This is a genomic window from Brevundimonas basaltis (genome assembly GCF_014202075.1).
GTDB lineage: Bacteria > Pseudomonadota > Alphaproteobacteria > Caulobacterales > Caulobacteraceae > Brevundimonas > Brevundimonas basaltis.
This window is the reverse complement of the sequence record NZ_JACHFZ010000003.1, coordinates 388,918-405,661: the sequence shown is the minus strand read 5'-3', so window position 1 is coordinate 405,661 and position 16,744 is coordinate 388,918. Positions and strand designations below refer to the sequence as shown.

General features: G+C 69.4%; 17 protein-coding genes. 6 read left to right on the top strand and 11 right to left on the bottom strand.

Annotation, left to right across the window (positions count from 1 at the left end):
• Position 1: 1 nt before the first annotated feature.
• From HNQ67_RS09525 to HNQ67_RS09515, 3 genes are all read right to left on the bottom strand, one after another.
• Entirely contained in the window at positions 2-2,410 is a 2,409-nt protein-coding gene (locus HNQ67_RS09525; RefSeq protein WP_183254730.1) for a sensor histidine kinase, read from the bottom strand.
• 110 nt (positions 2,411-2,520) lie between these two features.
• Entirely contained in the window at positions 2,521-3,096 is a 576-nt protein-coding gene (locus tag HNQ67_RS09520) for a hypothetical protein (RefSeq protein WP_183254728.1), read from the bottom strand.
• Between the two features lie 82 nt (positions 3,097-3,178).
• Positions 3,179-3,589, bottom strand: coding sequence for a CBS domain-containing protein (locus HNQ67_RS09515; protein ID WP_183254726.1), 411 nt, complete (start codon positions 3,587-3,589; stop codon positions 3,179-3,181).
• 167 nt (positions 3,590-3,756) lie between these two features.
• Between HNQ67_RS09515 and HNQ67_RS09510 the strand changes: the two genes are divergently transcribed.
• Together HNQ67_RS09510 and amaB are read left to right on the top strand one after the other, a co-directional pair.
• Complete coding sequence (locus tag HNQ67_RS09510) at positions 3,757-4,170, top strand: hypothetical protein (protein ID WP_183254724.1); 414 nt, start codon at positions 3,757-3,759, stop codon at positions 4,168-4,170.
• Positions 4,171-4,267: 97 nt separating this feature from the next.
• Positions 4,268-5,761: an L-piperidine-6-carboxylate dehydrogenase gene (amaB, locus tag HNQ67_RS09505; protein WP_183254722.1), complete on the top strand. Its 1,494-nt coding sequence runs from the start codon at positions 4,268-4,270 to the stop codon at positions 5,759-5,761.
• 108 nt (positions 5,762-5,869) lie between these two features.
• On the opposite strand, the gene HNQ67_RS09500 is transcribed toward amaB, so the two are convergent.
• Together HNQ67_RS09500 and HNQ67_RS09495 are read right to left on the bottom strand one after the other, a co-directional pair.
• Positions 5,870-7,066 carry a DNA glycosylase AlkZ-like family protein gene (locus tag HNQ67_RS09500; protein ID WP_183254720.1) on the bottom strand — a complete coding sequence of 399 codons (1,197 nt, stop codon included), beginning with the start codon at positions 7,064-7,066 and terminating at the stop codon, positions 5,870-5,872.
• A gap of 12 nt (positions 7,067-7,078) precedes the next feature.
• Positions 7,079-8,896 (bottom strand): vWA domain-containing protein, encoded by a 1,818-nt coding sequence (locus HNQ67_RS09495; protein WP_183254718.1) that lies wholly within the window; start codon positions 8,894-8,896, stop codon positions 7,079-7,081.
• A gap of 153 nt (positions 8,897-9,049) precedes the next feature.
• Between HNQ67_RS09495 and HNQ67_RS09490 the strand changes: the two genes are divergently transcribed.
• Positions 9,050-10,966 (top strand): monovalent cation:proton antiporter-2 (CPA2) family protein, encoded by a 1,917-nt coding sequence (locus tag HNQ67_RS09490; RefSeq protein WP_183254715.1) that lies wholly within the window; start codon positions 9,050-9,052, stop codon positions 10,964-10,966.
• Here the strand turns inward: HNQ67_RS09490 and HNQ67_RS09485 are convergent.
• Entirely contained in the window at positions 10,950-11,525 is a 576-nt protein-coding gene (locus HNQ67_RS09485) for a DUF4142 domain-containing protein (protein WP_183254713.1), read from the bottom strand. The two genes, HNQ67_RS09490 and HNQ67_RS09485, sit on opposite strands and share 17 nt — an antisense overlap.
• Before the next feature lie 93 nt (positions 11,526-11,618).
• Here HNQ67_RS09485 and dusA point away from each other — a divergent pair, with 93 nt between their 5' ends.
• Both dusA and HNQ67_RS09475 read left to right on the top strand, forming a co-directional pair.
• Positions 11,619-12,632, top strand: a complete 1,014-nt coding sequence (dusA, locus tag HNQ67_RS09480) for a tRNA dihydrouridine(20/20a) synthase DusA (protein ID WP_183254711.1) — start codon at positions 11,619-11,621, stop codon at positions 12,630-12,632.
• A 129-nt stretch (positions 12,633-12,761) separates the two neighbouring features.
• On the top strand, positions 12,762-13,073 hold the full coding sequence (locus tag HNQ67_RS09475) for a hypothetical protein (protein ID WP_183254710.1): 312 nt from the start codon (positions 12,762-12,764) through the stop codon (positions 13,071-13,073).
• On the opposite strand, the gene HNQ67_RS09470 is transcribed toward HNQ67_RS09475, so the two are convergent.
• A complete protein-coding gene (locus HNQ67_RS09470; protein ID WP_221247814.1) occupies positions 13,070-13,696 on the bottom strand; it encodes a DUF4126 domain-containing protein in 627 nt (208 codons plus the stop codon). The two genes, HNQ67_RS09475 and HNQ67_RS09470, sit on opposite strands and share 4 nt — an antisense overlap.
• A gap of 91 nt (positions 13,697-13,787) precedes the next feature.
• Between HNQ67_RS09470 and HNQ67_RS09465 the strand changes: the two genes are divergently transcribed.
• Positions 13,788-14,771, top strand: a complete 984-nt coding sequence (locus HNQ67_RS09465; RefSeq protein WP_183254708.1) for an SDR family oxidoreductase — start codon at positions 13,788-13,790, stop codon at positions 14,769-14,771.
• 6 nt (positions 14,772-14,777) lie between these two features.
• Here the strand turns inward: HNQ67_RS09465 and HNQ67_RS09460 are convergent, their stop codons facing one another.
• From HNQ67_RS09460 to folB, 4 genes are all read right to left on the bottom strand, one after another.
• Entirely contained in the window at positions 14,778-15,065 is a 288-nt protein-coding gene (locus tag HNQ67_RS09460) for a GNAT family N-acetyltransferase (RefSeq protein ID WP_183254706.1), read from the bottom strand.
• Positions 15,066-15,184: 119 nt separating this feature from the next.
• Complete coding sequence (locus tag HNQ67_RS09455) at positions 15,185-15,583, bottom strand: hypothetical protein (RefSeq protein WP_183254704.1); 399 nt, start codon at positions 15,581-15,583, stop codon at positions 15,185-15,187.
• Positions 15,584-15,594: 11 nt separating this feature from the next.
• A complete protein-coding gene (locus HNQ67_RS09450) occupies positions 15,595-16,281 on the bottom strand; it encodes a hypothetical protein (protein WP_183254702.1) in 687 nt (228 codons plus the stop codon).
• A 58-nt stretch (positions 16,282-16,339) separates the two neighbouring features.
• Positions 16,340-16,744: a dihydroneopterin aldolase gene (gene folB / locus HNQ67_RS09445; RefSeq protein ID WP_425486344.1), complete on the bottom strand. Its 405-nt coding sequence runs from the start codon at positions 16,742-16,744 to the stop codon at positions 16,340-16,342.

Here is a 16,744-nt window from a genome sequence, read left to right as displayed (position 1 = left end):
CTCAGGCGGCCCGCGCCTGAGGCTCGACCGTCTGACCCGGACGGCGGATGGGCAGGTCGAAACTGACCGTCGTGCCGCGCCCGGGCTCGCTCTCCAGCGTCAGGGTCCCGCCGTGCAGCTCGATCAGCGACTTGGTCAGCGCCAGACCGAGGCCAGTGCCCTGGGTGGTCTTGGAATGTTGGCCCTCGACCTGTTCGAACGGCCGCGCCAGCCGGTTCAGATCTTCAGCGGCGATGCCGATTCCGGTATCGGTCACGGCCACACGAACCCGGCCGTCGTCGCCGCGCGACAGGGCCACGACGATGTCGCCGCCCTCGGGCGTAAATTTCACGGCGTTGGACAGCAGGTTCAGCATCACCTGCTTCAGGCCGCGATGATCGGCCTCGATGGTCGGCATGTCCGGCGCGTCGACCAGCAACTTCAGCCCCGATTCCTCGATCCGTCCGCGCATCAGACGCGCCGCGTCCTCGACGATCTCCTTCAGCGACACCGGTTCATAATGCAGCGTCAGCTTGCCGGCCTCGATCTTGGCCATGTCGAGGATGTCGTTGATCAGGCTGAGCAGATGCTGGCCTGACTTCAGAATGTCGGCCGCATAGCCCTTGTATTTGGGATCGCCGAGCGGTCCGAACATCTCGCCGGCCATGATCTCCGAGAAGCCGTTGATGGCGTTCAGCGGCGTGCGCAGCTCGTGGCTCATATTGGCGAGGAATTCCGATTTGGCCTGGTTCGCGGCCTCGGCCCGGGTCATGGCGATCTCGTACTTACGGGCCAGCAGCGACAGCTTCTCCTCTCGATCCTCCAGCTCGGCTATGGTGGCGTGCAACCGCTCGGATGCCCGCTGACGCTCCGCCTCCTTCTCCTTGATGGCGGTGATGTCCGCCGCCGAGACGACCGAGCCGCCGTCGGAGGTGAAGCGTTCCACCAGCTGCAGCCAACGGCCGTCGTGCAACTCGACCTCGCGTGCCCCGGCGCGTCCCCCGGCGGCGGGCTGTTCCGACTTTATCGCCAGGGCGGCGATACGGTTCAGGTCGGTCTTCATGGCGCCCTTGCGAAGCACGCCAGGCGCGAAACTGAAGGCGTCCTGGAAGGCCTGGTTCGACAGGATCAATCGGCCCTGCCGATCGAACAGCACGAAGGCGTCCGACACGCTCTCGATGCCGTCGCGCAGACGTCCCTCGGCGGCCTGGGCGTGAGCCTTGGCCCGGCGCGCCTCGGTGGTGTCCAGGGCGATGCCGAGGATCGAGGAGAAGCCGTCCTCGCCGCGTTCGCCGCGTGCCTGGCCGCGAGCGTCGATCCAGCGGGCGCGACCGTGGGGATCCGGCACGGGGAAGCTGACCTCGAACGTCCCGAACGTCTCGGCCTGACGCAGCGCGTGGTTCACGGCCTCGCGGTAGCGCGGATGAATCCGCTCCATCATCGCCTCGACTGACACGGCGCCGGTGCGTTCCAGGCCCATCAGGTCGGCCATATAATCGGACAGCAGAAGCTGGCCGGTCTCCAGGTCCCAGTCCCAGACCCCGCACCGAGCCGCCTCGACCGCGCCGCGGAAGCGCCGCTCAGACGCCGCCCACTGCCGGCTGATCCCGACCTGTTTCCGCTGTTGCAACAGGGTCAGGAGCAGCACCAGAACGCCTACGGCGAACGGCGCCGTCAGCACCACAGCGTCGTCCAGCAGAGCGCCCGCGCCAACGCTGACCCGCGTCGAGGCGACGGCGATCAGGCCGCTGTCGCCGACCGCCACCGTCGTCCGCCGCACCGCGCCGTCGGACAGCGTCAGGGTCACGCCATCGCCCCGACCATCGGCCGGCAGCGCTTCCAGCCCCGGCGCCGCCTTCGCCGATCCGCCCACCAGGAGCGTACTCGGGTCGGAAAGCAGCCACAGATCCACCCCGTCGGTGGTCCTCAGCGAGGGCAGGGGCGCCCGGCCGACCAGACGGAGACCATCCGTCATCGGGCGTGAGACCAGCAGGGCGGCGCCATCGGCCGCCAGAGACGGTTTGCCCGGCGTGGCCGCGAAATCCGCGCCGGCGGCGCCCGCGACCGCGACGACGTCGTCAGCGCTCGAGACCACCGCGAAGGCCTGGCTCGGCGCAGCGGCCCGTGCCTGCCGGATCGTTTCGGCGGGGCTCCGCGCCTCGGCGGTAGCGGCCCGGACCGCAGCCTCGACCGGCGCGATGCGGGTTTCGGTCTCCAGCGCCAGCAGCCGCGCCTCGCGATCCACCGCCACCATGCGCAGGGCGTCCGCCTCCTGGCCCGGACGCGCGACTTCGCGAGCAAACAGAAGCACATAGGCGGCGATCGCCAGGGTGACGGCGAGAATGGCGATCCGCACCCATGCGGGTGGGCCCTTGCGCCGGTCCTGGGCGCGCCGTCCTTGCGGGGTTATGCGGCGCTCACTGCCCCGCAAGGCGCTCTCCCGGACGATTCGGCGACGATGGCTGAATCTAGGCTGCGTCGCGGATTCCTGTCGAGGCCTGGCCGGCCGCGGCAGTGGATCAATTGCGTGGGCGTGTCATCTCAGGCGGCGCGCGAGGGCGCCGGAGCCGCCGCGGACGCCTCCGTGGGCGCGGCCAGAACGTCGGTGACGCTCTTCAGCACCGTGCGGGCGTCGCGGGCCATGGCCAGCATCTCGGGCGGCGCATCCTCCGGAGAGTCGTCCACCGCCGCCACCATCCGCTCGGCCAACGCCATCAGCTTGGGCGCCGCCGCTATCAGTCGGGCCTGGAATTCGATCTGCTCCGGATCGCGGTCGTATTCCGCCCCCGGCACGCGCCAACCGCCCCAGTCCGCCTTGTCCGTGACCACCACGGGGTAGGTGCCGGGGTAGGGATGGTGCGGGGTGTCGTCGGCGGTCTGCCACTTGTTCCGCGCGCGCATCAGCCGCCAGCTTTCGCCGCCGTTGGCGGCCGGGTCCTCGGCGGGCAGCAGCAACTCGTGGCCGAGGAACTCCCGGCCCAAGCCCACGTCGTAGGTGACCCGCACCGGCTCCTCGAAGCCCTTGGCCCAGACCGGCTGGACCTTCTCGATCTGGGCCCAGGCGCCGACACATTCGACCCAGACCTTCTGACCCTTCTGGAACTGCGCGCGCGCCATCGGCGTCTCCCGTCATGAGCGACAAGCATCGCCCGTGCGGGTGAACACGTGGTTTGGCGAAAGGGTTAACGCCGCCGGCCGGTCACGGGCGCGAGATGTCCTCCAGCGCCTCGCCGGCGTACTTCTCCTTCACCCGGATTGAAAGGTCGCCCAGCGACACGACGCCGACCAGCCGCTCGTCCTTGTCCAGCACCGGCAGGCGGCGGATCTGCTTGTCGCCCATGGCGTCCAGCACCGTCCTCAGATCGTCGTCGGCGTAGGCGGTCCGCGCATCCCGGCTGATATATTCGACCACCGGCGAGGTGCAGGCGGCGCCGCCGGCCACCGCGCGGATGACGATGTCCCGGTCGGTGATCGTGCCGATCAACCGGTCGCCGTCGGCCACCGGCATGAAGCCGAAATCACCACTGGCCATGCGCGAGGCCACGTCTTGCAGGGTGTCTCCGGGACGGGCGACCTGCACGTCCTTGCTCATCACGTCGCGAACTTTCATCGGGCTCTCTCCTGTTTTCCGGTCTGGCCAATCAACCCGTCGGCTCCGCGCCGGTTCCTGACTGTGAGACAACGAACCCCTCAGGCGAGGGTCAGGGGCGACCTGCCATTATGTGTTCATCAACCGGGATGATCCCGGACACGAAAGGACACGCAATGAAGACCGCCATGATCAGGAAAGCCCTGCTTCCCGTGCTGGCGGCGTCCGCGGTCATGGTATCGACCCCGGCGCTGGCCCAGAATTTCGGGGTGACCCTCAGCTTCGGCTCGCCCGGCTATAGCCAGGGCTACGGCTACGGCCACCGCGGCTACGGCTACGACGCCCGAGGCTACGGCTACGCCTCGCGCGACCTCGACTATCGCGCCCGCGTGCTGTCGCAGCATATCGAGCGCCTCGCCTGGAGCGGCGCGATCCATCGCGGCGAAGCCCGGGACCTGGCCCGCGAGATGCACCAGTATCAGCGGCTCGAGCGCCGCTACGCCCGCCACGGGCTGAGCCGGGCCGAGTACTACGATCTGGACCGCCGTCTGGACCGGATCCAGTACAAGCTCCAGCGCGCATCGCACCGCGGCCGCTGGTAATCGACCACGAACCACAGGGGCCGCTCTGGCGACGGGGCGGCCCTTTCGTTCGTCGGCCGGGGAGTCTAAGCGCTGCTGCATCGGCAGGAGCGTGATCATGACGGCGGCGAACGAGGCGAAGGCCATTCTTCAACGACTGGGCGTGGCCGAGGCCGCCTGGGGCGGGGTCATGCCGACGCGCTCGCCCATCGACGGCTCCAGCGCCGGAACGCTCGTCGCCACCGCCGATCTCGACGCCGTCGTGGCTCGCTCGGCCCGGGCATTCCACGCCTGGAAGCGCGTGCCCGCCCCGCGCCGCGGCGAACTGGTCCGCCTGCTCGGCGAGGAGTTGCGCGCCTCCAAGGACGACCTTGCCCGCCTCGTCACCCTCGAAGCCGGCAAGATCGTCTCCGAGGGCCTCGGCGAGGTTCAGGAGATGATCGACGTCTGCGACTTCGCCGTCGGCCTGTCGCGCCAGCTCTATGGCCTGACCCTGCCGAGCGAACGCCCCGGCCATCACATGCGCGAGACCTGGCAGCCGCTGGGGCCGGTGCTGGTCATTTCCGCCTTCAACTTCCCGGTCGCGGTCTGGGCCTGGAACGCCTCTCTCGCCCTCGTCTGCGGCGATCCGGTGATCTGGAAGCCGTCCGAAAAGACGCCCCTGACCGCCCTCGCCACCCAGGCCGTCCTCGATCGCGCCCTCGCCCGCTTCGGCGATGCCCCGGAGGGTCTGTCTCAGGTCGTCATCGGCGGCCACGACACCGGCCAGACCCTCGCGGCCGACGTCCGCATCCCGCTTGTCTCCGCCACCGGCTCCACCCGGATGGGCCGGGCGGTCGCCCAGACTGTCGCCGCCCGCCTCGGTCGCTCGCTGCTCGAGCTGGGCGGCAACAACGCCATGATCGTCGCCCCATCGGCCGATCTCGACATGGCGGTGCGGGCCGTCGCCTTCTCCGCCGTCGGCACCTGCGGCCAGCGCTGCACCTCCCTGCGCCGCCTGCTGGTGCACGACAGCATCGCGGACGGCCTGATCGAGCGCTTGGCGAAGGCCTACGCCACCCAGCCGGTGGGCGATCCGCGCGAGGACGGCGTCCTGGTCGGCCCCCTGATCGACGAGGCGTCGGCGCAGGGCTTCGAGACCGCCCTGCGTCAGGCGGTCGAGCAGGGCGGCGAGATCGTCGTCGGCGGCGACCGCGTGGATCGCGACGGCTGCTACGTCCGCCCCGCCATCGTCCGCATGCCGGCCCAGACCGCCGTGGTCGAGCATGAGACCTTCGCCCCCATCCTCTACGTCATGACCTGGTCGGACTTCGACGAGGCCGTCGCCATGCAGAACGCCGTCCCACAGGGCCTGTCGTCCTGCGTCTTCACCGACAGCGTCCGCGAGGCCGAGGCCTTCCTCTCGGCCTGGGGGTCGGACTGCGGCATCGCCAACGTCAACATCGGCCCCTCGGGCGCCGAGATCGGCGGGGCCTTCGGCGGCGAGAAGGACACCGGCGGCGGCCGCGAATCCGGCTCGGACGCCTGGAAGGCCTATATGCGCCGCCAGACCCAGACGGTGAATTTCAGTAGCGACCTGCCGCTCGCCCAGGGCGTGAAGTTCGACGTCTGAAGACCGCGCCAACGGCCCGGATAGCTCCGGCTGTCCCGGCCGTATCCGTCGTCCCCGAATTCTTCATCGGCGGTCGTCGAATTCCTCGCGATTCCGTCGTCGAATTCCTCACGCTGGCGAGACCCTCTTCAGAGCCTCCGCCAGGTCCCCTTTTCCGGCGACCTCGACCCCCTCGAGTCCCAGCCATCCGGCCATCCGCCGCAGCTCCGCCGCCAATCGTTCCGCCGTCTCCGCCGTCGCGTCCGGCTCCCGCCACGCCGCCTGCACCCGCAGCACGCCCGCCTGCCGGTCCGATTTCAGATCGACCCGCGCCGTGATCGCCTCGTCCTCGAGGAAGGGCAGGACGTAATAGCCGTGCGTGCGCTTGTGCGCCGGGGTGTAGATCTCCAGCCGCACCCGCGTACCGAACAGCCGCTCGGTTCGGTCGCGGGTCCAGATCAGGTTGTCGAACGGAGAGAGCAGGGCGCTGGCCGCGACCTTGCGCGGCGTCCGCGCCCCCGCCGCCAGATACGCCGGCTGCCGCCAGCCCTTGACCGAGACCGGCGTCAGTTCCCCCGCCTCGACCAGTTCGGCGACCCGCGCCTTCGCGTCCGCCAGCGGCAGCCGGAAATAATCCCGCAGGTCCGCCGCCGTCGCCACGCCCAATGCCCGCGCCGCGATTCGCACCAGTTCGCGCTGCGCGTCCGCCTCGTCGGGCGTCGGCAGCTCGACGATCCGCGCCGGCAGGACCCGCTCGGTCAGGTCATAGACCCGCTCGAAGCCGCGCCGCGTCTTCGTGGTGATCCGCCCGGCCCAGAACAGCCACTCCAGCGCCCGCTTGCCGTCCGACCATTCCCACCAGCCCGGCGCCCCGCGCGGCGCGTCGTTGAAGTCGGCGCCGGTCACCGGCCCGCGCCGTTCGATCTTCGTCAGCACCCCGTCGATATAGTCGCGCCGCTCGCACCCGAAGCGCGACAGACCGGTCCACATCTCGCCCGCCTCGGCCCGCGCCATGCGCCAGCGCAGCAGCGGCTGCAGCTCTATCGGCAGCAGCGACGCTTCGTGCCCCCAGTATTCGAATAGTCCGCGCCGGCTGCCCCAGGCCTCGGCCTCCAGCGCCTCGCGCGGATAGTCTCCCAGTCGCGAGAAGGCGGGCAGATAGTGGGTCCGCGTCACCACATTGACGCTGTCGATCTGCACCACGCCCAGTTTGCGGACGAGGTCCCGGACATGCTTGCGGCCGGGCGCCGCGGGGGGTGTCCGGCCGAAGCCTTGCGCCGCGAGCGCGATGCGGCGGGCGGTCTTGGGGGTGATGTGTTGCGTCACCCCCCAGCCTTACTACGGCCGCGCTTGCGCCTCCATCGCCCCCGCCGCGCGGATCAGCTGCACGAAGTCCGCCCGTTGGCCGTAGGGGTCGTCGCCGCGCGCGCCCTGGGCCTGTTCCAGGATATCGTCCCAGCCGTAGTCGGCGCCCATCCACGGATCGTTGCGCAGCTTCTGGCCGAAGGCGGCGACGGCCAGGGCCCAGCGGGTGCTTTCCGGCGGCTGGGCCGAAACACGACCGGAGCCGGTGCTGTTCGACAGCACCCTCTGCATCAGCCGCGAGTCCCGCTCGCCCGGCAGCTTGTAGCGGACCTGGACGAAGCCGACCTCGCCGCTCGGGTCGCCGCCGCCGACGCCGGGACGGTTCTGGTCGTAGCGCCGCTCGGGGATCTGGCTCGGTCCGCCGACCGGGGTGATTTCATACAGCGCCGTCACCGAGGCGCCCGAGCCGACCTCGCCCGCGTCGACGCGATCGTTGTTGAAGTCCGCCTCGTTCAGCATCCGGGTCTCGTAACCGATCAGCCGGTATTCGCTGACCCGGGCGGGGTTGAACTCGACCTGGATCTTGACGTCGTCGGCGATCGGGAAAGCCCCGCGGTTGAAGGCCGGGCCGAACAGGCGGCGCGCCTCCTCGAGGTTGTTTACATAGGCCGCCGTGCCGTTGCCGGCCTGGGCGATGGTCTGCATCCGGGCGTCCTGGTAGTTGCCGCGTCCATAGCCGTAGACCGACAGATAGATGCCCGTCTCCCGCTTGGCGGCGACATAGTCCTCCAGCCGCTGGTCGTTGGTCACGCCGACGTTGAAGTCGCCGTCGGTGAACATCAGGATGCGGTTGACCTTGTCGCGTCCGAAGGCGGCCTCGGCCTGGCTGTAGGCGTTGACCATGCCCTGCGCCCCGGCGGTCGAGCCGCCCGCGTTAAGCGCCTCCACGGCGCAGCGCAGCTTCAGCTTCTGGTCGCCCGGCGTCGGTCCCACGGCCGTGCCGACGTCAGAGGCGTAATAGGTGACCGCCACCCGGTCCTGCGGCCGGAGCCGGTCGATGATCAGGTTCATCGACTTCTTGGCCATGTCCAGCTTGTCCGGCGAATGCATCGAGCCGGACACGTCGACCATGAACGTCAAATTCAGCGGCCGCCGCTGGCTCTCGGGCAGCTCATAACCCTGCAGCGCCACATGCACGATCTGCCGGCCCGGCGACCACGGCGAGGCCGCCACCGCCGTGGTGATGGCGAACGGCTCGGACGCTGACCGCGGCCGCTCATAGCCATAGTCGAAAAAGTTGATCATCTCCTCGACCCGCACCGCGTCAGGCGGGGGCAGCCGGCCCTCGTCGATGAACCGGCGCACGTTGGAATAGCTGGCGGTGTCGACGTCGATCGAGAAAGTGGAAACCGGCTCGTCCGCCACGCGCCGGACCGGGTTTGGTGTGGCGTCGGGATAGCGCTCGGTATCGGGTGCGACGGTTGGAGCGGGCATCCCCGGAGGCGGCACATAGGCGGCGGCGTCGGCGCGCTGCACCCGCGAGCCGGTGACCACGATCTCCTGCGCCGGCGCGTGCGCTACCGGGGGCGGAGGAGGCGGCGGAGGGGGCGGCGGCGGCGGCATCGGAGACGCCGTGGCCACGCCGGCGCTGGTCGGCCCTACGCGGCCTGCACGGTATTCCGGCCGGGCGGGCGCCAGTTCGATGCCCACCGCGCGGCAGTTATCGGGTGAGACGACACCGTCCCGGGCCTGGCCAGGGACAGCGGCCGTCACGGGCGCGGAGGCCAGCGGGGCTGCGAGGGAGGCCGCGAGCACGGCCGCCAGGCTGCGTTTCAGCGAATGGGTCGTCATGGGGCGCTCCTCCTGTGCCAGTCTGCACGCGATCACACTCCACGCAAACGAATGCCGCGTCGTCTGACGAAGCCTGACGCCGACCGCGGGCGCGCACTGGCGCCCGCCCGCACCCGCCCCCACTATCAACCGCACAGCTGACGGGACACGGACATGGCGGAAGCGGCGGGCGGACTCGGACTCGGCCATGTGGCGGCCCTGCTGGCGGCGGGGGTGGTGGCGGTGCCGGTGTTCCGCCGCCTCGGCCTCGGCTCCGTTCTGGGCTATCTCGCCGCCGGCCTCGCCATCGGCCCATGGGGCATCGGCCTGTTCGACGAGCCCGAGGTCATCCTCCACGTCGCCGAGTTCGGCGTGGTCATCTTCCTGTTCATCATCGGCCTCGAGATGCGGCCGTCCCGGTTGTGGAAGCTCAAGCGCGACATCTTCGGGCTCGGCGCGGCCCAGGTCGCCGCCGCCGGCCTGCTGCTGACCCTGACCGGCATGGCCGCCGGCCTGTCCGTCCCGGTGGCCTTCGTCGCGGCCATGGGCTTCGTCCTCAGCTCCACCGCCGTCATCATGCAGACGCTGGAAGAGCGCGGCGAACTGGCCACCTCAAAGGGTCAGCGCGGCGTCTCCATCCTGCTGCTTGAGGACATCGCCATCGTCCCGCTGCTGGCCGCCGTGGCGGTGATCGCCGGCGCCATGGACCTCGGCGGCGGAACCGTGCCTCCGATCTGGCAGACCATCGGCCTGGCGCTCGGCGCCGTGGCCGTGGTCTTCTTCGCCGGCCGTTACCTGATGAATCCGGTGTTCCGCGTCCTCGCCCGGTACGGCGGCCGTGAAGTGATGACCGCCGCCGCGCTGCTGGTCGTGGCGGGCGCCGCCTGGCTGATGGACATGGGCGGACTGTCGATGGCCATGGGCGCCTTTCTCGCCGGCGTCCTGCTGTCGGAGTCGGTGTTCCGTCACCAACTGGAGGCTGACGTCGAGCCCTTCCGCGCCATCCTGCTGGGCCTGTTCTTCCTCAGCGTGGGCATGTCGCTGGACGTCGGGGTGGTGATCGCCCGGTGGGAAGTCATTCTCGGCGGCGTCATCGCCTTCATGGCCGTCAAGGCGGTGGCGATTTACGCTGTGGCCCGGCTGTTCGGGCACGGCGAGCGCGAGGCGGTCGAGCGCGCAGCCCTGTTCGCCCAGGGCGGCGAGTTCGCCTTCGTCCTCTTCGCCGCCGCCCTGTCGGCGGGCATCTTCGACGCCCAGGTTTCGGCATCGATGACGGCCATCGTCATCCTGTCGATGGTGCTGACGCCTCTGACCACCATGGCGGTCGGTCGATTCATGCCCGCCTCGACGCTGGACCCTGATGCGGCCGAGGGCGTCGATCACGCGGACGGGCTGCGCGAGCGGGTGCTGATCATCGGCTTCGGCCGTTTCGCCCAGGTGGTGTCCCAGCCCCTGCTCGCCCGCAACGTCGACGTCTCGATCATCGATACCGATGTCGAGATGATCCAGGCCGCCGGCGACTTCGGCTTCAAGGTCTATTACGGCGACGGCGCGCGCCTCGACGTCCTCCACGCCTCCGGCGCCGGCGAGGCCGAAACCATCCTCGTCTGCGTCGACAAGCAGGAAACCGCCGACCGCATCGTCGAGCTGGTCAAGTCCGAGTTCCCGCTGACCAAATTGTTTGTCCGCGCCTACGACCGCGGCCACGCTATCCGCCTCGTCCAGGCGGGCGTCGAGTTTCAGCTACGTGAAACCTTTGAATCCGCGCTGCTTTTCGGCGAGCAGGTGCTGATCGACCTCGGCTTCACGGACGAGGAGGCGCGCGAGACCATCGAGGATGTCCGTCGCCGCGACGAGCAGCGCCTGTCGATCCAGCTGGTCGAGGGCATCATGGGCGGTCGCTCGCTGATGCGCGGCAACATCGCCACCACCCGCCCCGAGCCCTACGTCAAACCCCGCCGCGAGGGTACGGCGCTCAACGAGGGGGCGGCTGAGGCGCTGGAGGAGGACGACGAACGCGAAAAGGGCCGGCGTCTGATCGACGCCGGCCTCGTTCAGCCAGAAGAGCGGCGGATTACATCGCCGTCTTGATCTCCTCGGCCCGGCGCAGATGCATCTCGATCTTCGGAAGCACCGTCCGGGCGTGCTCAGCGAGTTGCGGGGCGTCCGCCTTGTCCGAGAAGCCACGGTGCAGGGTGATCGCCTCGTTGTGGGCGGCGATCTGCTGGTCGAGCCAGGTGGCGTTGAAATTCTCGGCCGACGCCGAGCGCAGATTGTCGAGCAGCCCCTGGCGCCGTTCGTCCAGCTTGGTTGGCAGGGTGACGTCGGGCGCGGCCTGCGGCAGCAGTCCGTTCATGACGTTCGACGCCGCGGTGTGATCCGCCTTGATCGTCTGCGCGAGTTCCCGGACCTGGGCGTTCTGGGACCGCTCCAGCGCGATGTCCGCGGCCATGATTTCATACAAGTCGCCTTCGGCGGCGTTCGAGACATAGCCCCCGACGGTGTTGGCGCCGAGGGTCGCGGCCGACATCTGGCCCACCGGACCGGCCGCCATGTCCTGGGCCTTGTCGACCGGCTCCGGGCTGCGTTCCTGGTTGCAGGCGGCGAGCAGGGCGACGCAGGCAGCTCCGGCGAGTAGTGGTCTGATCATGATTTCCTCCTTCGAGACCCGCAAAACCGATCCGGGGCGGCCACGGTTCCCGTGGTCGCGTCGGGGCCGACTTCAGTGTATGGAGCGCGCCCGATGGACCGCCGCCTCTCGATCGCCCCGATGATGGACTGGACCGACCGGCACTGCCGCGCGTTCCATCGCGCCCTCACGTCCCGCGCCCTGCTTTACACCGAGATGGTCACCGCCCCGGCCGTGATCCACGGCGACCGCCAGCGGCTGCTGGGCTTCGACCCGGTCGAACACCCGGTCGCCCTGCAACTCGGCGGCTCCGATCCCGACCAACTCGCCGAAGCCGCCCGGATCGGCGAAGCCTTCGGCTATGACGAGATCAATCTGAACGTCGGTTGCCCCTCCGATCGGGTCCAGTCCGGTCGTTTCGGCGCCTGTCTGATGCGCGAGCCGTCGCTGGTCGCCGACTGCATGGCCGCGATCAAGGCCGCGGTTGCGGTGCCCGGCACCGTCAAATGCCGCATCGGCGTCGATGACCAGGATCCCTTGGTTTCCCTGTTCGAGACCGTAGACGCCTGCGCGGCGGTGGGCGTCGAGGTCTTCATCGTTCACGCCCGCAAGGCCTGGCTGCAGGGCCTGTCGCCCAAGGAAAATCGCGATGTGCCGCCGCTGGACTACGGTCTCGTGCGACGACTGAAGCGCGAGCGGCCGCACCTTTCGATCAGCATCAACGGCGGGATCGCCTCGCTGGATGAGGCCGAGGCCCACCTCGACGCTTCGGACGGGGTGCGGTTGGACGGAGTCATGCTGGGCCGCGCCGCCTATCACGAGCCCGCCATTCTGGGTCAGGCCGACCGGCGTCTGTTCGGAACCGGTACGCCGGATGTCGACGCCTTCACGGCCATCGACCGCTACCGCCCCTATATGGCTGCGCGGCTGGCCGAAGGCGTGCATCTGCCGGCGATGACCCGGCACATGCTGGGACTGATGCATGGCCGACCCGGGGCGCGCACCTTCCGCCGCATCCTGACCGTCGAAGCGGCCGGGCCGGGCGCGGGCCTCGAAGTCGTCGATCGCGCCGTCGAGGCCGTGCGCGAAGCCGAGGCCCGCATGGGCCCGCGCACGGAAGCGGCCTGACCCTCGCCGCCGGTACGGCGCCGATTTCGTGATGCAACGGAAGCACACCGGCATCGGTTGTCGCGCCTTCACCTTGCCCGGCGGGAACATTGCCCCGCAGCTTCGCATTGGCTTGGCAGGAGTCCGCAAATGCCCAAGAACCCGACTGCCAAGCCTGACCTGCGCCTCGTCCCCGGGGATGCGGAAATCTATGACCTGATGCGCAAGCCCGAGACCACCTCGGAACGCGTCAAGCGGCTTCAGATGGAGGCCCGGGCCCTGGCCGTCGAACAGGTCGAAGCCCTCGAACGGGTGCTGCTGGAGGCCTCGCGCATGGCCAGGGAAATCGCCGACGGCGGCGAGGCCTATCCGGTCGGGGCGCGGGAACTGGCCGGGCGGCTGTCAGCCGATCTGCCGACCAAGGCCGAAACCCTGAAGGCCATCGTCAGCCGCAGTCTCTAGGCCGGCCGCGCCGCCCGTCGATCGCGAATGCGACGCGCCAGCCGGAAGACCACGACCGCGAGCACGAGCAGAACCAGCGGAACGAGGATCGGCGCCAGGAAGGCCACGATCACCGTCAAAACGGCCAGCACGTCCTCGATCAGCGACACGACGGGATTGCCCAGTCCGCCCGTGGTCGTGGTCGAACCAACCCGCACCCCGGTCTGGGCCGCATTGAAGGCCAGGGCCGCCGGTGCGCCGACGATCAGACCCGCCAGCGCAGCCATGGCCGGATCGACCGCCCAGAACACGCTGCCCGCCGCTATCGCGCCGGCCACCGGCCGGGTGACGTAGCCGATCACGTTGAGGCCGTGGTCGATAGCCGGGACCTTGTCGCCCAGGAACTCGGCCGTGGTCGCCACGCCCAGCGCCGCGATGGCGGGCCAGGAAATCAGCCATTCCATCTGCTCGATCAGCCGGACGTCGAACATCTCGAACCGCGCCGCCAGCGCCAGCATCAGCAGCGGCAGGAAGGTTCGCAGCCCCGTCGCCGACGCCAACCCCAGGCCGAGCAGGGCCGGAAGGATCCACGTCTGCATCGGTCCGGCCGCCGCGCCCAGCGTTTCCAGATCGATCTCGGGCATCGCCCTCTCCTCCATCCGCGCCGGTACAATGCCCGGGAACACCCGGCCGCTCCATCGACTTTGTCTTCGACCCCCGAGACAGGAGCCGACCATGGACGACCGCTTCGAACAACGCGCCGAAACCATCGCCGATCAGGAACGGAAGATTCAGGCCGGAATCGACGCCAAGGGTTCCGATGGGGGCGATACGGGCGGCGAGGGCGCGGTGCAGGCGGGCGCCCGTAAATATCCCGAGCCGCCCTTCGCGGAGCAGCACCAGCGCAAACCCGGCGACGAGGCCGCCCTGGACCCGGCCCCGATGTACGACGCGCCGTTCTGGAAGGGATCCGGCAAGCTCGAAGGCATGGCCGCCATCATCACGGGCGGCGATTCCGGCATCGGGCGCGCCGTGGCCGTGCTGTTCGCGCGCGAGGGCTGCGACATCGCCATCTGCCACCTCGACGAGGAAGGCGACGCCGAGGATACAAAGAGGGCCGTCGAGGCCGAGGGCCGCAAGGCGATCGTGCTCAAGGGCGACGTCGCGGATCCCGCTTTCTCCGAAGCCGCGGTCAAGGCCACCCTGGACGCGTTCGGGCGGCTGGATGTTGTGGTCCCCAACGCGGCCTTTCAGGAGCACGTCGAGGCGCTCGAAGACCTGACCCTCGAACATTTCGACCGCACGCTGAAGACCAATCTCTACGGTTATTTCAACCTGGTTAAGGCGTCCGTCCCACACATCAAGCCCGGTGGCGCCATCGTGATGACCGGGTCTGTGACCGGCATCAGAGGCAATGACAGCCTGCTCGACTATTCGATGACCAAAGGCGGCATCCACGCCTTCGGCCGCTCGCTGGGGACGCACCTCGCCCCGAGGGGCATCCGCGTCAACGTGGTGGCGCCCGGACCGGTCTGGACCCCGCTTAACCCCGCCGATCAGCCGGCGGAGAAGGTGGCGAAATTTGGCTCCGGCACGGTGATGAAGCGCCCCGCCCAGCCTGAGGAACTGGCGCCCGCCTACGTCTTCCTCGCCTCGCCGCAGTGCTCCAGCTACATCACCGGCGAGATCCTGCCGGTCATCGGCGGCTACGGCGGCTGACCGCCGTCAGGCGGCGATGTCGTCGTACTCCCCGTGCCGCTTGAGCCAGGCCACGGCGTAGCTGCACCGAGGGGCCAGCTTCAGACCTTCCGCGCGGGCATGTTCGGCCAGCGCCTGCATGAACGTCCCGGCGGCGCCGGAGCCCCGGAGCGCGGGGTCGGCCTCGACGTGCAGGATGACCCGTATATTCCCCTGGACGGCGTAGTCGGCGAACACCGTCCGCGTCTGCCCGTCGGCGTCGGTGAAGCCCTGTTCAAACCGCTGGTCGGCGGTGACATCGCGTAGATCGGTCATGGGGAATGGACTCCGTCACTGCGTCGGCGACCCGACGCAGGGCCAACTCCGGCGTCGGCCGTCTGTTCCCCGCCGGCTGCGACCGCGATGAATCCGCTGTCGTGGTCGCCCGCAGACCCTCAGGGCGCCCGGTCGCCCAGCAGGTTGATCAGGCCGAAGATGCTCTTCACCGTGAACCAGACACTGATCAGGAACCACAGCAACGCAAACACGATCAGGAACGGAATGCCGATCAGGATCACGCTGGCGACGACGCTGACGGCGATCGCGATCCAGCAGGCGATGGTCCACCAGAATACCGACCAGAACAGACGAATCTGGGCGTTGAGGTGCTCCAGGGCCAGCCCCGTCGCGGAGCTGCGTCCGGCATATGCCACGACGAGACCCACCAGCACCAGGATGTTCGCGCTCGGGATTGACAGAATATACAGCGCCCAGGCGACGAGAGCGGCGACCTTGCCGTCTCCATGTCCGCCGCTGCGGAAGACGGGTTCGTCCCGGGGAGGGGTGGAAGTCATGGCGAGCTCCTTCAGATCCACCAGCTACGGGGGTCGGCGATCGGCCGCACCGCCTTCAATGTCCACACCCCGGCGGCCCCACGAGCGACCAGCCACAGCGCGGCGATGAACATGATGGCCGGTCCCAGTCCGAACGGAACCAGGAAGAAAATCAGCCCTATCATCACCGCCACGGCGGCGGCCCACAGGGTGCGCTGCTGATAGATGAAGTGTGATTGCGCCAGCGGCTCCTCCGGGCCGGGGCGGCCGGTGACGGCGAGCAGGCCGATGATCGCCGAGACTCCCAGCGTGGGGACGGCGAAGAGGATTAGGGAATAGACAGCGTACAAGCCCATGCCGCCTCCTGGAATGGCCGGAGGCTCGCGTCGCCGCTGGCGGGCCGAGAACTCGGGCGAGGGTTCGAAGATGGAAGCGGCTGCGACCGGCGCCGGTTCTGCTGGCGGGGTTTCAACCGGGGACGGCGGCTCAGCGGGGTCGGGTTCCGGCTCTACCGGGGTGGTGGCTGCGGCGGGAGCGGTGAACAGGTCGGGTTCGGTCTCGGACCCGGGGGAGCTGATTTCCGACCCGGCCACGGCTTCGGACCCGGCCCCGACCGGCGTCTCCGACGAACGGGCGCGGCCCTGCAGCGACGCGGGCGACGCGAAGCCGATCAGGTCGTCGTGATCATCGGGCGCGTTCGGATCGCCGGGTTCGGCCATGGGGGTCTTTCGTGTTCTCGTATCAGAATGACGGTCCGCCGTCGGGGGCGCAACCGGTTCAGCGCGCCAGAATTACCTCGCACCCGGGAGCAGCAGCGCCGTCCAGCGCGCCCGGCTTCTCGATCCGCACCGTGCAGCGCCGTACCCGGCCGTCCGCCAACATGGCGAGAGCCAGCCGCTCGGCGAAGGTCTCCACCAGGCCGACATGGCCCTCGGCCACGATGACTCGAGCCGCCTCGACCACCGCTTCGTAGTTGATGGTGTCCGCCAACCGCTCGATCGCCGCCGGGGCCAGTTCCAGCGTCACGTCGATGACCAGCCGCTGCAGTCGGCCCAACTCGTGGTCGTGCACGCCGATGCCCGCCGCCACCTCCAGCCCGCGCACGAAGACGTTCAGGCCTTCGCGGCGAATACCCGGCGCGGCGTCGGCGCCCGGGAAGGGCAGGGGGGATGAGGCGGCCAC

Coding starts and splice junctions, on each gene's coding strand:
- HNQ67_RS09520 (WP_183254728.1), bottom strand. CDS start 3,096: ATGGCGCGCGCGCAGTTCCAGAAGGGTCAGAAGGTCTGGGTCGAATGT.
- HNQ67_RS09515 (WP_183254726.1), bottom strand. CDS start 3,589: ATGAAAGTTCGCGACGTGATGAGCAAGGACGTGCAGGTCGCCCGTCCC.
- HNQ67_RS09510 (WP_183254724.1), top strand. CDS start 3,757: ATGATCAGGAAAGCCCTGCTTCCCGTGCTGGCGGCGTCCGCGGTCATG.
- amaB (WP_183254722.1), top strand. CDS start 4,268: ATGACGGCGGCGAACGAGGCGAAGGCCATTCTTCAACGACTGGGCGTG.
- HNQ67_RS09495 (WP_183254718.1), bottom strand. CDS start 8,896: ATGACGACCCATTCGCTGAAACGCAGCCTGGCGGCCGTGCTCGCGGCC.
- HNQ67_RS09490 (WP_183254715.1), top strand. CDS start 9,050: ATGGCGGAAGCGGCGGGCGGACTCGGACTCGGCCATGTGGCGGCCCTG.
- HNQ67_RS09485 (WP_183254713.1), bottom strand. CDS start 11,525: ATGATCAGACCACTACTCGCCGGAGCTGCCTGCGTCGCCCTGCTCGCC.
- dusA (WP_183254711.1), top strand. CDS start 11,619: ATGGACCGCCGCCTCTCGATCGCCCCGATGATGGACTGGACCGACCGG.
- HNQ67_RS09475 (WP_183254710.1), top strand. CDS start 12,762: ATGCCCAAGAACCCGACTGCCAAGCCTGACCTGCGCCTCGTCCCCGGG.
- HNQ67_RS09470 (WP_221247814.1), bottom strand. CDS start 13,696: ATGCCCGAGATCGATCTGGAAACGCTGGGCGCGGCGGCCGGACCGATG.
- HNQ67_RS09465 (WP_183254708.1), top strand. CDS start 13,788: ATGGACGACCGCTTCGAACAACGCGCCGAAACCATCGCCGATCAGGAA.
- HNQ67_RS09460 (WP_183254706.1), bottom strand. CDS start 15,065: ATGACCGATCTACGCGATGTCACCGCCGACCAGCGGTTTGAACAGGGC.
- HNQ67_RS09455 (WP_183254704.1), bottom strand. CDS start 15,583: ATGACTTCCACCCCTCCCCGGGACGAACCCGTCTTCCGCAGCGGCGGA.
- HNQ67_RS09450 (WP_183254702.1), bottom strand. CDS start 16,281: ATGGCCGAACCCGGCGATCCGAACGCGCCCGATGATCACGACGACCTG.